The sequence below is a fragment of the Picosynechococcus sp. PCC 11901 genome, from assembly GCF_005577135.1.
In the GTDB taxonomy this organism is placed as follows: Bacteria; Cyanobacteriota; Cyanobacteriia; order Cyanobacteriales; family MRBY01; genus MRBY01.
The window spans coordinates 51,845-67,722 of sequence record NZ_CP040356.1; the positions used below are offsets into that span (position 1 = coordinate 51,845).

The window sequence follows — 15,878 nt, forward strand, 5'->3', positions numbered from 1 at the left end:
TTGCCCGTGAAGTCGTTAAGGTCAAGCATAAGCGTAACGACACAGGAGAATAGCACCAATGTCTCAAGCTTCTTACCCCAGTGACCTGACCGATGCAGAATGGGCTTTACTAGAACCCTTGATTCCTGCTCCAAAGTCCGGCGGTCATCCACGTACTACTGATATGCGACAGGTCTGCAATGGGATTTTCTATCTCCTCAAAACCGGTTGTCAATGGGCCTATCTGCCCAAGGACTTTCCTCCCTCCTCCACGGTGTACTACTACTATCGCAAATGGCAGANGCAGGGAGTTTGGGAAAACATCAACCATGCTTTGCGGACTCGCTGCCGTCAAGCAGTGGGGAAAACCCCAGAACCTAGCGTCCTGATTGCCGATAGCCAATCGGTCAAGACGACAGAAAAAAGGGCGATGTCTATGGCTTCGATGGCGGGAAACAGGTCAAAGGAAGACGGAGAAACTTGCTAGTCGACAGTTTAGGGTTACTTTACAAAGTGATAGTCTCCGAGGGAAATAGCTCAGAACGAACCTTTGCCCTTGCTGCAGTGATGGAGCTAAGGGAGCAGCAACAGCAGATGTTGAAGCGATTGCGGTTGATGTGGGTAGATGCTGGATATCGAGGAGGACGCTTTGCCTTAAGTCTCTGGTTAATGGTGCAAGCCAAGGTGGAAGTGATTAGTAGAAACAGTAAAGAATTCATGGTACTCCCGAAGCGTTGGATTGTTGAACGTACATTTGGTTGGTTGAATTATTATCGTCGCCTTAGTAAAGACTATGAGCAATTATCAGAAGTGTCGGAGGCAGGGATTTATGCTTCCATGAGTCGTCTGATGTTGCGTCGGCTAGTTTCCTAAAGATTTACTTTATAAATGGTCTCTACTGCTTGGGCGATGAGTTGACAGGCACCTTTACGTAGGATTTCCGTTAATGTGTCTTGGAAAGTTCCTGTTGCTTCTGGTGATGGTAACGAAATCAGACTATCTTTATCCATGGGTGTATCCTTGTTGGTTTTTGCTTAATTCAGCAGGATACGCTTTTTCTTTCCTCTCCTCCATACACCAGAAATAAACATAACTCAGAATATTTTTAGTACACATACTATTCACTACATTGTGACAGCCACTTCTGATTCTGAAAAAACGCCTCTCCCCAATGAATCCATCGCCCATTATCTGCAGCGGGTACGCCGTCTACTCGGTCTTTCCCAGAAGGAGGTGGCGGCCAAGGCTCAGATCCATGTTCAAAGTCTGGGCAAGATTGAGCGTGTCCAAACTGGCACAATTCATGACAAAACGCTTAATGGCCTCGCCTATGCGCTTCAAATTCCGGTAGACCATTTGGACTCTCTACAGCGAGGGGTTGCTATTAGTGATGCCAGTACTTTCCGCTTTTGTCCCCAATGCTGGACGCCAGGGACACCGCCTGAGCCGCTATGGATGCATCAGCGGGCTCGTTTCTGCTTTGAGTGTGGCTCTGTGCTTCGCTCTCGTTGCCATAGCTGCCAAGAACCCATCACTTCTCTTCGACATCGATTTTGTCCCCTCTGTGGCACGCCTTACAAAGAATCAAAGGAATTAAATGATTGAGGCTTGAAACGTATACCCAGCAAAGCTTCTAGAATCTACTTGCACTTTTTTACATGTATCTCGGCATGACCTCTACCTTCTCATCATTACATATTGGGCACTACCTCGACCGAAACGATTAACCAAGCTTTGGGGATTACCCAACGGTATCAATTTAGTTATTTCGATAGTCTAATTGTTGCGAGTGGGGTATATTAGCGATGTGGAGTCTTCTACACGGATGAGTNGGAAGCCTACCGTGGNGTATTCCCTTCAAAGCGTCATCGGGTGGTTAGCAAACAGANTGGTAAAACCAGTTATATTGAGCGCTTTAATTGTACTGTGAGGCAAAGGATGTCACGGTTTGTGAGACGCAGTCTAGCCTTCTCCAAGTGTGTATTNAATCACATTNGACTATTGTGGAATTTCATCCATCACTACAATTCATCATTACCCCTTTAGTACTACCAATATTTGAAGTACTCATAATTTCTTACATCTTAAAATATCTCTCTGTACTCTTCACAATATTGATCAATGAAGCTCGCTGTTGGGTGAGCATCACGACGTAGATGTTTTCGGACTTGTAATTCTACATCCATTGCAGCCTATACCTTCCAGACTCTCTTCTTCTCACTATTATATTCCCAATAATCGGAAAGTGACAGAAGAGGGGTATCTGTACTTTACTAGACTTAAAGATACTATGTTATGGAATCTTTGATATATAATATTCTCGAACTTTTTAAATCTTATATTAAAGCCAATTAAAAAATAATGAAATTAAAGCTATTCACTCACCAGGATAATCAATACTTGAGTTTAGGAAGACCGCATTATTTTGAACTATTACATGTTTTAGTAGATCGTAATCTCAAAGTACGCTATCGTGGGTCTTTCCTTGGAGTTTACTGGTCTTTATTAAATCCTTTGATTATGACTGGGTTATACACAACAATTTTTGGGGCGACATTTGCAGAGTATTATGATAATTCTATTGTTAACTATATTCTGGCAGCATTGACAGGTTTGATCGTAATCAACTTTTTTTCAGCGTCAACATCCCAAGCTCTCAGTAGTATAGTAGGAAATGGTCAGCTTTTAAACAAAATTTGTCTTCCAGTCAGTGTGTTTCCAATCTCAATAATTATGGCTAATGTTTTTCAATTTATGATGGGATCCTTCCCACTATTAGCTATTGTCACTTTGATTAAATCTCATAGTCTATTCAACACAATTGTTGTTCTTTTACCTTTCACTGCACTAGTATTGTTTGTTATAGGTATTAGTCTATTAGTAAGTTCATTGTATGTTTTTTTTCGTGATTTACCTTATTTTTATGAACTAGTAGTCTTTGTTCTTTGGATTAGTAGTCCAGTTTTTTACCCAGCAGAGATTGTTTCGCCACGAATAAAACCATTTTTAAGTATCAATCCCCTATCTCGCATTATTGAAAGCATTCGCCAAATTACTTTATCAGGTAGTACGCCTGATTTTTCTCTCATTGGTGCGGCATTATTAAGTGGTTTATTTTTTGCAGGATTAGGTTGGTTTTATTTTCGAAGTACACGATCACATTTTATGGATTTATTGTGAGCATAACCTACATAAAAAACAACTTAATTCAATACAACAATGAATATAATTACACTAGAACATGTTAATTTATGGCGGCGAACCCAAGAAGAATTTTCCTATGACCTCAAGAAAACAATTTTATCTATTGTTGAAGGAAAATATCGCAAGCCTGCTAAAAAACTAGTACTTAAAGATATTAATTTTGAAGTTGAACAAGGTGAAAAAATTGGAATTATTGGTAGCAACGGAGCTGGTAAATCTACTCTTTTAAAAATCATCTCTGGGATTCTTGATCCTACTAGCGGAAATGTAAGTGTTCGTGGTAATATAGCGCCGCTGATAGAATTAGGGGCAGGATTTGACACTGAAATTTCCGTTCAAGATAATATTTTACTTTATGGCGTCTTACTCGGCTTTACTAGAAACGAAATGAAGTCTAGAACAAATTCTATTTTAGAGTTTGCAGAATTAGAAGAGTATCGTTATGTGCCAGTTAAAGCTCTTTCTTCTGGGATGGTTGCTCGCCTTGGTTTTTCTATTGCCACGGATGTCCAGCCTGATATCCTTATTCTTGATGAAGTATTATCAGTGGGCGACGAAAGCTTTAAAAATAAATGCCAAAAAAGAATAGAGCAATTTTGGAAGTCACATGTAACAATCTTAGTTGTTTCTCACTCAATGGAGTTTATTCAAGAATCTTGCAATCGAGCAATTTGGCTAAATGGAGGAAGAATTGAAATGTCGGGAAACACAAAAAATATTGTAAAATTATATCTAGAAAATGCTAACTTTAAAAAAACATCATTATGAAGATTTTGTGTTAGCTTTATTATTCTAGTTTTAAATAGAAACCATGTTTTTATTGTAGTAATATTTTTGCTGAAACAATTACCTAAATAGCTAACATCAAACCTTGTAAGATTCTATTAGAAATAAGGGAAATTTTATGAATTTAAGCTCAATTAACGTTGTTGTAGATGGATACAATTTAGAAATGCAGAAAGGGACTGGTATAAAGACTTATGCTGCTACTCTAATCAAAGCACTTATATCTCTCAATGCAAACGTAGATGTACTATGTAGTCGTCATATAGGGAATACAAAATATATGGACTCTACATTCTTAGCTGAAACTACTTTCTTTGACAGGCATGACAACAAAAGCTATTCAGCTTTTGATTTATTACGGTTTTTTATTGGGCAATATTTTGGTGGCGTCAAAGAAATTCCAATTACAAATTTTGTCATAAAACAAGAGGGAGATTTTGTCTTTGAGATGCTAGCAGAAAAAGGCAAGATATTTAATAGTAGTGGTTGCTATAATATGGCAAATGCTTTATATGGCGCCTTAAAGCTCGATATATGTATTAATGTTCCCAAAAAAGTGGATATTTGGCATGCCACCTATCCTATGCCAATCAAGCTAAAAAACGCGAAAACAATAACAACTATTCATGATTTAATTCCCCTTAAGCTTCCATTTACGACTCTAGATAATAAAAAGCGTTTTTTTGATGTTGTTAAAAATGCAATTGAAAAATCAGATCTGATTTTGACAGTCTCTGAAAATTCGAGACAAGATATTCTTAAATCTTTTGATGTAGACCCTGAAAAAGTATTTTTAACTTATCAACCTATTATTGAAAAATCAATTTTTTTTAAAAAAAAGTTAACTAGTAAGGTTTTAGAAAAATATTCATTACAGGTTCATAACTATATTCTTTTTGTCGGTGCAATAGAACCAAAGAAAAATGTACGGAGACTTATAGAAGCATATAAAGGTTTAGACAAAGAGATGAAGCTAGTTATAGTTGGGAAAAAAGCATGGCTTTGGGAAAATGAACTGAAAAATCTTGAAAGCATGTTTGGAAGAAATTTTCCAAGGAAAGTCAAAATCCTTGACTATTTGCCGAGGGCAGACCTTGATTATCTTTATCATGGTGCTTTTTGCTTTGTTTTTCCATCCATGTATGAAGGATTTGGACTACCTCCATTAGAAGCAATGTCATTTGAGTGTCCTGTGGTCACTTCACAAGTCTCTTCTTTACCAGAAATATGCGGCAATGCTGCTATATACGTAAATCCCTATGACTCAAATGACATTAGATCAGGAATTGAAAAATTAATTAACAACCCTCAAATGAGACACCAGTTAGTTGAGTTAGGTAAAGAGAGAGTGAAGTTTTTTAACTCAGAAAACTATACAAAAAGAATTTATGAAGCATATCAAAAAGTGATGTAATTTCTTGATTCGGTCAAAGAANTTACAGCGTTTTTCGGTCTTATGAGGCGGAGTAGCAACAATGGGTAAACCAATTCTGCAAGTCTTGGCTTGATACTTGTGAGAAGGCGGCCTCAATCCCTTGTGCGAGCTCTGGATAAGTACGGGCTCCCCACGAACGTAAAATACTTTTGACTTTGGAGAAACAATTCTCAATCGGTGAAAAGTCTGGCGAGTATGGAGGAAGAAATATCAGTCTTGCACCAACTGCTTCAATACAGTCCCTAATGGCTTTCCCCTTGTGGATAGAGCAGTTGTCCATAATCACACAGGCTCCTTGCCATAACTGAGGTACTAACTGGCGATGTATGAAAGCTTCAAAAGTGAGACCATCACTACTGCCCAGTAGATTTACATTGGTCAGTACCTTCTCAAGACTAATGGCACTAATCATGGATACTCGTTTCCCCCTTTTGCTGGGACGTTTCCCATGGGCACGTTTTCCCCTGGGTGCTCGACCCCGTAATCGAGTCAGCGCTAAATCAACCCCTGATTCATCAATAAAGATCAAGTCTTTTACTAAAATCTCCCGCACCAGTTGCCAAAATTCATATCGTTGCTGCTGTACTCGTTCTGTTTCTTTCTCATCGGGATGCAGTGTTTTTTTTGAGGGTTATCTTGAGTTTTTGGAGCATCCGAAACATTGTGGTCACACTAATCCTGACGCCAACGGTTTCTTCGAGAAGGTCACAGAGTTCGGCTAAGGTTGCATCATTATGCTGCTTTACTAGCTGTTGCAGGGTGATGAGTTGAGTCTCATTGAGTTTAGTGGGGGTTTGTTTGAGGCGCTGCTTGGGTTGAATATCTCCTGTTTCACGATATTGCTTAGTTAGTTTACGCACGAAACTGTAGGCAACCCGGAATTGCTCAGCAATTTGGCGCTGTGATAGTTTGCCTTCGAGATAGGTGTCAATAATTTTTTGGCGTAAATCAACAGAGTAGGGTCGCACTGCAAATTTTGATTGGGTAGATTACAGCTTTATCTTACTCGCTATCGCTTTACTAGCCCGAAAAATGCTGTAAGAGAACTTTATAGAAAGTGTTCTAGAATTTCAACCGTTGCTTGTCCTGTTTTTTCCCAACTGAAAAGTTTCGCTCGTGCCAATCCTTTGTCCACAAGATTTTGTCTTAAAGATGAATCTTTAATGATCACCTGCATTGCATCTGCAATCTCATCGGTGTGATAAGGATTAACTAGGATTGCAGCATCTCCAGCAACTTCAGGTAGTGAAGAAAGATTAGAGGTGATCACCGGAGTTCCACAAGCCATTGCTTCTAGTACAGGCAATCCAAATCCCTCCCAGAGAGATGGAAACACCAAGGCAATCGCCCCGCTAATAATCTTTGGCAATGCACTATAGGGTGTATAATTCAAAAATTTGACAGACCCTTCCAAATCTAACTCTTGAATCTGTTGCTTAAGCTGAGGCGTATACCGTTGATCTATAGGCCCCACAAGCTTCAACTGAACATCTTTATAAGCTGTGTTTTTCTGAAATTGGTAGAAAGCATCAATTAAGCGCTTGAGGTTTTTATGGGAATCATGGCGGCCGATATAAAGAAAATAAAACTCAGTAGATTTTACTGCCATAGGCTGAAAATACTTAGAATCATATGCCAAGAGAATAGGGGTGATTTTTTGACTAGAAATTCCATAAGTCGTAACTAAATCGTCCGCCGTCGATTGAGAGACTGTGAGAATATGTTGTGCTTGCCGACAAACTTGAGGAACATAATATTGATAGTAAAAAGATAAAGGGGAAAATCGACCCGGAAAACGAACCGGGATCAAATCATGCACTGTTGTAACAAAACTTACTTTCTGGCAAAGAGGAGCTTCTGGTACAGGAGAAAATAATAATTGAGAAGATATTTGTTTGTATATTTTGGGCAGCTCATATTGCGTCCAAAACAAACGCTTAAAATGTCCTTTTTTGCCATTTTCAGAAGTCATTCCTCGGGGAATAGAATATCTTTTAAACTCTGAATAAATTTTGTTGCTTAATAGGGTGGGGTTAAGCGAGCATAGATGAGGAATGATATTTTTTAAATAGGTGCCAATTCCCGTAGGTTTATCAAAGTCAACAGAAAGATTAACTAAAAAATTTGAGGTGAGCATTTATAAATGTTTATTTTTGAAATTTATTGATTACAACATAAAAATCCTAGATGTTTTTTTCTAAATAATGGATTGAATGGCATCGGCATTACCTGTACTGGTCAGGTAATCCATCATCTGCTGCTCGCTCTGATAGTTCGCATATTGGATATTTCCATCCGCATGCATCAGTGACCGTAGATACGCCGTCCCATCTGCCACCTTCCAGTACAACTCCTGGAATCCATCGCCATCATAATCATTTGCATCTCGCATGATTAAATTGTCTATCTCTAGATCATTCTGGAAGCGACGTTGGCTATCAAATGGCCCACCGATCTTTTCTGGTTCATCGGCTAGGGTTGGGTCGATGTAAATCCCCACTACACGGGTAGTTCCTCCGGCTCCATTACGAGAATAGTCAATTTCTCCCGTGAGGGGATCAGCTTCTACTGTTGCCCATCGTCCCGATACACGATTCGTAAAGATTCCTTCCCGACGACCATTCCCTTGCACATCAAATTGCCCTTGGTATTTGTAGCCGTTGACAACATCACTGGCGGCATTATCTAGGCCATGCAGATTGCCATCATAGTCTCTTATCGAGGGCAGGGCATAGGTTTGACCCTGAATAAACGATAAATCAGGGTCTTCATTGATATCTTCATCTATTGCCTCATCGATCACCCATAATTGAGTGCTATTAGAATCATCATCAGCACTGAAAAAGAGTTTATCTTCCACTACTGTCAAATACTTAGGACGAGACGATTCGAAGCCAGAATTAATATCTTTGACGAGTTGAGTGCCAGCGGCTGTGCCATCACTTACCCACAATTCATAACCATTGGCGTTATCACCATTAGCACTGAAAAAGAGTTTATTACCCACTGCTTTTAAATTCTCAGGCGAAGATGAGCCAGAGCCAGGGCGAATATCTTTAACGAGTTGGGTGCCAGCAGCAGTACCATCACTCACCCATAATTCTTTACCATTGACGCCATCATCAGCTGAAAAAAAGAGTTTATCTCCTACCGCCGTTAACCAAAGGGAAGACGAGGCAGTACTAGGGCTAATATCTTTAATCAGTTGTGTACCAGTAGCCGTGCCATCACTCACCCATAATTCAGTACCGTTGAGGCGGTCATTCGCTCTGAAAAAGAGCTTATCTCCTACTGCTGTTAAATCTCTGGGACTAGACGAGCTAGAGCCTGGATTAATATCTTTAACGAGCTGGGTACCAGCGGTCGTACCATCACTCACCCATAACTCATCACCATTGATACCATCAAGAGCAGAGAAAAAGAGCCGATCTCCCACTGTTGTTAAATACTCAGGACTAGACCGGCCCGAACCAGGATAAATATCTTTGAAGAGTTGTGTACCAGTAGCCGTGCCATCACTCACCCATAATTCTCGACCATTGACGCCATTCTCAGCAGTGAAAAAGAGCTTATCTCTTACTGCTGTTAAATATGCAGGAGAGGACGAGCTAGAGCCAGGGTTAATATCCTTAATGAGTTGTGTACCAGTAGCCGTGCCATCACTCACCCATAATTCCCGGCCGTTGACGCCATTTTCGGCTCTGAAAAAGAGCTTATCTCTTACTGCTGTTAAATATGCAGGAGAGGACGAGCTAGAGCCAGGGTTAATATTCTTAATGAGTTGTGTACCAGTAGCCGTGCCATCACTCACCCATAATTCTCGACCATTGACGCCATTCTCAGCAGTGAAAAAGAGCCTATCTTCTACTGTTTTTAAATACTGGGGAGAAGACCAATCGGAGCCAGGGTTAATATCTTTAACGAGTTGTGTGCCAGCTTCGGTGCCATCACTCACCCATAACTCATCGCCATTGACGCCGTCGTGAACAGCGAAAAAAAGCCTATCTCCTACCGCTGTTAAGCCACGAATAGGGGATGAACCAAAGCGGATATCTTTAACGAGTCGCGTATTGGCAGCAATAGTGCCATTACTCGCTTCAATCTCAATCTCCTGACCGTCAAGTTGAATCGTCGTAGTGTCATCTTCATTCTGTAGCCGCGTCAGTTCGGCCCCAGAGAATTCCTGCCCGACCACTAACCCCGCAAAATATTCCCCTTCATCGCCTGGAGTATCTGTCGCTTTCAGTTCNCCATCTAGCCAATGGCCAATCTCCTCCAGGAGCACCGCTGTGATCTGTTCCCCACTACCCTGACTGAGTAAGTCTGCCGAGAGGTAAATCCGATCAGTCTGGGCCGCAAAGGCACCATTCGCCTCACCCAACACATCTGCAGGCAAAATCTCGATGGGAGCAATGTCACTAAAATCACTCGTGAGCCATCTCTGTCGGATAGTCTCAATTACCCCAGGGTCAACCTCATCCCCAAAAACGGTGCGAATAATCTCTGAAAAGCGAATCCCATCACTGGCAACCTCCGTAAGTAGAGTTTCAATGGCGCTCACTTGAGAAGAAAGTTCTGCAGCGAGGGTATCGGGGAGGGTTCCTTTGATGATAAAACTCATGGCGGGCACAAGGGCAGATTGTGAAGAGTACTATAAGACTAATCACCCACCGCCTAAGTGTCAATACTTTTATTTCTCTTTTTAATTTCTAAATAATGGATTGAATGGCATCGGCATTACCTGTACTGGTCAGGTAATCCATCATCTGCTGCTCGCTCTGATAGTTCGCATATTGGATATTTCCATCCGCATGCATCAGTGACCGTAGATACGCCGTCCCATCTGCCACCTTCCAGTACAACTCCTGGAATCCATCGCCATCATAATCATTTGCATCTCGCATGATTAAATTGTCTATCTCTAGATCATTCTGGAAGCGACGTTGGCTATCAAATGGCCCACCGATCTTTTCTGGTTCATCGGCTAGGGTTGGGTCGATGTAAATCCCCACTACACGGGTAGTTCCTCCGGCTCCATTACGAGAATAGTCAATTTCTCCCGTGAGGGGATCAGCTTCTACTGTTGCCCATCGTCCCGATACACGATTCGTAAAGATTCCTTCCCGACGACCATTCCCTTGCACATCAAATTGCCCTTGGTATTTGTAGCCGTTGACAACATCACTGGCGGCATTATCTAGGCCATGCAGATTGCCATCATAGTCTCTTATCGAGGGTAGGGCATAGGTTTGACCCTGAACAAACGATAAATCAGGGTCTTCATTGACATCACTGACATTAATGGTCAGGACTTTTGTGAAAGTACCGCCATTGCCATCATCTGTTTGTATTTGGACTTCAAAACTATTTTGGGTTTCGTAATCGAAGACAGCATTTGTCTTGAGTTGCTCGCCGTCAATGGTAAAGAGACTGTTGTCACCGTAGCCATTCGTCAGGCTATAGGTGTGACTATCTCCTATATCTGGGTCTATCGTGGATAAATTGCCTACTACAGTATCAATCGATAAATTTTCTTCAATGACGTTGCTGCTTAAATTCAAATCTGTAGGCGCTTGATTCAAGTCATTATTCCCATGGTCAGTAATCTCAAATCTGAGACTAGCGACATCATTATTTTCATTGAGATCGTAGGTTGAGCTTTCAATGTAACTTGTCGTTTCCAATAGTCCTAGCTCATTAGGTGCTCGCACCGTGATATCAATCTCACGACTACCGCCAGCAACGATAGTTCCCAACTCAAAAGAATATTGATCATCTTCTCGGTCTTCGGAGTTTACAGTAGAGGATATTATTTCGAGGCCTTCCGGAAGCTGCTCGCTGAGGATGACATTCTTGGCATCTGTACTGCTGTCATTGCGAATGCTTACCCTGTATGTGAACAGCTCATTTGCATAGGTCTCGGCTCCGAGCAGTATTTTTGCCACTGCAATATCTGTTGATTCTGTGATCGTGATGGTCTCTGTCGAATAATTGCTCAATACTGGATTGTTCGACTCGTCTAAGGCCATTGAGTATATGTAGTATTGTCCCGGAGCAATCCCTTCCGTATTCCAGATATAAGTGCCATCCCCATCTGTCTCTGTCACACGACCTGCTATGGCTAGACCATCATAGTCTTGATTATCATTGTCATAAAAGAATCTAATCTCAGCATTCGAATCAGGATCTGTTGCTCGGAAATTAATCGAAGCTTGGTACTGCGAGGGATCATAACTAAGGGAGTTAATACTCACAATTGGTGCGCTTGAGTCGGTGAAAGCTGAATACTCTACATTGCCTAGACCGGTCTCGTCCACCAACAAAATATCCCAGATGCCAGCTTCTGGATTATCAATGACGACAGCCCGTGAAGTCTCTGAGCTGAGAATGTCAACGATTTGAATGTTATTTGTTGCAAATTCTGCCTCTGTGATCTCCGTTCCATCTGGCTTGATGATTTTGATAGCAGCTGATTCATTGACATTTTCCCAGACAGCATTTAAAACTAACCAGTCCGAATTCTCCTCGACTAAATAACTGCCAATTGGCAATAGGAAGTTACCAATATTCGCTTCTACGTCACCGTCAAAAAATACTTTGACTGACGCATTTTGTTCACCAATTACAGGAATATTTATTTGCCCCGATACCCGGATAAAATCATTGGATAAATCATCATCATTACTAAAATCTAAAATATATTCAGCACTGCCTAAATTCACTGCACTTGTGTTGAATTTTAGTAGGCCTAATCCCGGAACATTACCAACTTCTAGGGCTGCGCTGGGTATAATAACGCTTGCTTCTCCTGCTGCATACAGGTTGAAATTTTTATCTGCCCTAAAACTACTGGATGCTTCTAGGAAATTCGCAACTTCGATATCCCAGTTTCCTTTGAGGAATCCTTGATTCCAATTGAATTCTGCATCGCCTTCTCCTGTCGCTAAACCATTAATGAATTGGATTGTCCCATTTCCTGATAGCTTATCTTTATCGAGACTGCCAGATATATCTAAACTGAGCAATGAACCACTAAATCCACCGCCTAGCCACTCTGGCAAGATTAGGCTAATGGTTGGCCCTGCTGTTATTCCTAACTCGCCACCAAATGTAATTGGCTCCAAGGCGGTCGGTGCCACATTGTTGATTGAGCCGCCAATATCTTGTAAAAACGCTCCTGTTGTCCCTATTGGTCTGTTTAAATCCTCTAAGAGGATACCGATTGAATTGAAATTACCATCCTGAAACCCTAAGCTACCCGTTAAAGATATTCCTGTGGGAATTAATAAGGAAGCCTCGCCGGTAAGTGTCTGAAAAATAGTATCCACGCTTAGGGTTGCTTGATTAAGCTCCCATACATTAGGCACAATCACAACTTTTTCTACACTAATTGTGCCGACTATATCTAGCTCTAGAGACGAATCAACTTGCAGAAAGTTTTCGCCACTGACATCAGCCGTAACATTATACAGGCTAGGAATTGATAGGATTCCTTGTATTTTAAAGAAGTTTTCTGGGTTTTCTATATAGCTAACTCTTAGTGCTTCGGCTTCGACTTCTAATAGGTTTAGAATTTTAAAGGATTGATCTGGAAAGTCAACTGTTCCACCTGTGTCTTGATCATCACCAATGCCTAATTCTTCTAAAATTGGCAGCAATTCTTCCCCAATTTCTTGTCTTTTTTGTTCTGTGGTACTTCTAAACAGTAGTGAGGCGATTAGTGCTTGGGTCTCTGGAAAGCTGCTTGTTGCGGTCAATGCCCCTAATAAAAAAGCAAAGTACTCTGGATCTATATATGTAAAAAATTCTGAGTTGAGTTTTTCTACACTACTAAAGCTAGTGATTTCAATTTCTGTTGGCTTAATTAAATTATTTGTACTATTGTTTTCCTGGCCGTAACTGATGAAGTCCGTTAGGAATGGATTGAGGTGTTTATTAAAGCCGCCGCTTGTTACATACTCAACAAATCCTGAATAGGATACGAGGTTATAGTTGCCTTCGATAAAGGCTTCTCCTCCCAATGAAACGAAATCTCCTGATACGATATAGTGCTCTACTTCTTCGGTGTTTTCTCGTCTAAATTTTTCGGCAAAATTTTCTGATATTCCTGGTGAGTTGAATGTGAATACGTCGCCTAATGTTCCGCCTGTACTTGTATGGTCTGCTGCTGCGAGTTGGCTGAGGGCCCCCCCTAGGCTATGCCCGACTATATTTGGCGATTCGTATTGCCCCAGCCATGTCAAAATTTCATTTTTATTTTGGTCATATTGTGTAAAGCCAATACCATTTGGGTCTAAGTCGGCAAAGACATCGAAAAATAAATCATTGGTCGGCTCTGTCCCCCTGAAGACAAGGGTTGGTGACAGGGTCGATGATACTAAACCCAGGCCGTATAGCCCGGTATCAGGGTCGTTGAAAATACTGTCCACCGTAAAACTGACTTCTGGGGTGAAATCAATTTGTGCTCCACTTTCCCAGGTTTTATAAGCAATATCTTTGGCCAGAAATTCGTAAAATTCTGCGGTTGGGTCTTGGATGCCATTGGATGGGGGGGGAACAGTATCATCACCACTATCAACCACCCATAATTCTTGACCATTAACGCCATCATCAGCAGCTAAAAAGAGCTTATCTCCCACCACCGTCAAAGCAACTGGGCGAATATCTTTAACGAGTCGAGTGCCGGATTCTGTGCCATCACTCACCCATAATTCCTGACCATTGACACCACCATCATCAGCATTGAAAAAGAGCTTATCTCCTACTGCTATTAAACCTTTGAGATTGGATGATCTAAAGCCGGGACGAATATCTTTAACGAGTTGTGTACCAGCCGCCGTACCATCACTNACCCANAATTCATCACCATTAACGCCATCATTGGCANNNAAAAAGAGTCGATCTCCTACTGCTGTTAAATNCCCAGGATTAGACGAGTTAGAGCCAGGATTGATATCTTTAACGAGTTGNGTACCAGCTTCGGTACCATCACTCACCCACAATTCTCGACCATTAACGCCATCAAAGGCCGTGAAAAAAAGCCTATCTCTCAATGCTGTCAGCTTGTCAAGAACAGATGTACTAGAGCCAGGGTTAATATACTTAACGAGCTGAGTGCCGGCTTCTGTGCCATCACTCACCCATAATTCATAGCCATATCTATCACCAATACCGCTATCAGCAGTGAAAAAGAACTTATCTCCTACTGCTGTTAAACCTCTGGGACTAGACGAATTGAACGAGTTCGAGCCAGGGTAGATATCTTTAACGAGTTGTGTACCAGCAGTCGTACCATCACTCACCCATAATTCATCACCATTAACGCCATCACTGGCAGAGAAAAAGAGCCGATCTCCTACTACTATGAAACCTCCAGGAAAGGACGAGTTAGAGCCGGGGCGAATATCTTTAACTAGTCGAGTGCCGGATTCTGTGCCATCACTCACCCATAATTCAAAGCCATTAACGCCATCATTGGCACGAAAAAAGAGTCTATCTCCTACTGCTGTTAAACCCCCAGGATCAGACGAATTGCCGAACGAGTTCGAGCCAGAGCCAGGGTAGATATCTTTAACGAGTTGTGTGCCAGCTTCGGTGCCATCACTTACCCATAATTCATCACCATTAACGCCATCATTGACACGAAAAAAGAGTCGATCTCCTACTGCTGTTAAATCTCTGAGAAAAGACGAGCCAGGGGAGATATCTTTAACGAGTTGTGTGCCAGCAGCGGTACCATCACTCACCCATAATTCAAAGCCATTTTCGCCATCACTGGCAGAGAAAAAGAGCCTATCTCTCAATGCTGTTAAATCTCTGGGAAAAGACGAGTTAGAGCCAGGGTCAATATCTTTGACGAGTCGCACGTCAAGGGTCGTGCCGTCATTGGCTTCAATCTCAATCTCCTGACCATCAAGTTCGATCATCGAAGTATCATCTTCCATTTGCAGCCGTGCCAGTTCAGACTCAGAGAATTCCTGCCCGACCACTAACCCCGCAAAATATTCCCCTTCATCGCCTGGAGTATCTGTCGCTTTCAGTTCCCCATCTAGCCAATGGCCAATCTCCTCCAGGAGCACCGTTGTGATCTGTTCCCCACTACCCTGACTGAGCAAGTCTGCCGATAGATAGATCCGATCAGTCTGGGCCGCAAAGGCACCATTCTTCCCACCCAGCACAGCCGCAGACAAAATCTCTATCGGGGCAACATTGCTAAAGTCCCCCGCCGCCCAGCTCTCTCGGATAGTCTCAACCACCCCAGGGTCAACCTCATCCCCAAAAACGGTGCGGATCATCTCTGAGAAGCGAACCCCATCCCTGGAAACTTCCGTTAACAAGGCTTCAAGGCTGCTCACTTGAGAAGAAAGTTCTGCAGCGAGGGTATCGGGGAGGGTTCCTTTGATGATAAAACTCATGGCGGGCACAAGGGCAGATTGTGAAGAGTACTATAAGACTAATCACCCACCGCCTAAGT

At 41.9% G+C, this 15,878-nt stretch carries 10 protein-coding genes and 1 pseudogene; 6 read left to right on the forward strand and 5 right to left on the reverse strand.

Annotated elements, in window-relative coordinates; all coding sequences use genetic code 11:
* Positions 1–58: 58 nt before the first annotated feature.
* A protein-coding gene (locus FEK30_RS00295) for an IS5 family transposase (protein ID WP_138070974.1) occupies positions 59–852 on the forward strand; the annotation gives its coding sequence in 2 pieces (ribosomal slippage) (positions 59–392 and positions 392–852; 795 coding nt in all).
* Here FEK30_RS00295 and FEK30_RS16595 read toward each other — a convergent pair.
* Positions 849–989 carry a hypothetical protein gene (locus tag FEK30_RS16595; protein ID WP_168191082.1) on the reverse strand — a complete coding sequence of 47 codons (141 nt, stop codon included), beginning with the start codon at positions 987–989 and terminating at the stop codon, positions 849–851. The two genes, FEK30_RS00295 and FEK30_RS16595, sit on opposite strands and share 4 nt — an antisense overlap.
* Before the next feature lie 121 nt (positions 990–1,110).
* On the opposite strand from FEK30_RS16595, the gene FEK30_RS00300 reads away from it, so the two are divergent.
* The 5 genes and pseudogenes from FEK30_RS00300 (at position 1,111) to FEK30_RS00320 (ending at position 5,383) form a co-directional block, all read left to right on the forward strand.
* Positions 1,111–1,584 carry a double zinc ribbon domain-containing protein gene (locus tag FEK30_RS00300; RefSeq protein WP_138071056.1) on the forward strand — a complete coding sequence of 158 codons (474 nt, stop codon included), beginning with the start codon at positions 1,111–1,113 and terminating at the stop codon, positions 1,582–1,584.
* Positions 1,585–1,782: 198 nt separating this feature from the next.
* A pseudogene (locus tag FEK30_RS00305) lies at positions 1,783–2,025 on the forward strand (IS1 family transposase); the annotation flags it as partial.
* A gap of 315 nt (positions 2,026–2,340) precedes the next feature.
* On the forward strand, positions 2,341–3,159 hold the full coding sequence (locus FEK30_RS00310) for an ABC transporter permease (protein ID WP_138071058.1): 819 nt from the start codon (positions 2,341–2,343) through the stop codon (positions 3,157–3,159).
* A gap of 39 nt (positions 3,160–3,198) precedes the next feature.
* Positions 3,199–3,951: an ABC transporter ATP-binding protein gene (locus FEK30_RS00315; RefSeq protein ID WP_138071060.1), complete on the forward strand. Its 753-nt coding sequence runs from the start codon at positions 3,199–3,201 to the stop codon at positions 3,949–3,951.
* 136 nt (positions 3,952–4,087) lie between these two features.
* Complete coding sequence (locus FEK30_RS00320) at positions 4,088–5,383, forward strand: glycosyltransferase family 4 protein (RefSeq protein ID WP_138071062.1); 1,296 nt, start codon at positions 4,088–4,090, stop codon at positions 5,381–5,383.
* 40 nt (positions 5,384–5,423) lie between these two features.
* Here the strand turns inward: FEK30_RS00320 and FEK30_RS00325 are convergent.
* From FEK30_RS00325 to FEK30_RS00340, 4 genes are all read right to left on the reverse strand, one after another.
* Positions 5,424–6,372 (reverse strand): IS630 family transposase gene (locus FEK30_RS00325; protein WP_138071064.1). Its coding sequence is split into 2 segments (ribosomal slippage): positions 5,424–6,033 and positions 6,032–6,372, totalling 951 coding nucleotides; the frame shifts between segments, so codons are not numbered across the junction.
* Between the two features lie 80 nt (positions 6,373–6,452).
* Positions 6,453–7,541, reverse strand: coding sequence for a glycosyltransferase family 4 protein (locus FEK30_RS00330; RefSeq protein WP_138071066.1), 1,089 nt, complete (start codon positions 7,539–7,541; stop codon positions 6,453–6,455).
* Between the two features lie 60 nt (positions 7,542–7,601).
* Positions 7,602–10,025 carry an ELWxxDGT repeat protein gene (locus FEK30_RS00335; protein ID WP_138071068.1) on the reverse strand — a complete coding sequence of 808 codons (2,424 nt, stop codon included), beginning with the start codon at positions 10,023–10,025 and terminating at the stop codon, positions 7,602–7,604.
* A gap of 88 nt (positions 10,026–10,113) precedes the next feature.
* Positions 10,114–15,819, reverse strand: a complete 5,706-nt coding sequence (locus FEK30_RS00340; RefSeq protein WP_138071070.1) for an ELWxxDGT repeat protein — start codon at positions 15,817–15,819, stop codon at positions 10,114–10,116.
* Positions 15,820–15,878: the final 59 nt, after the last annotated feature.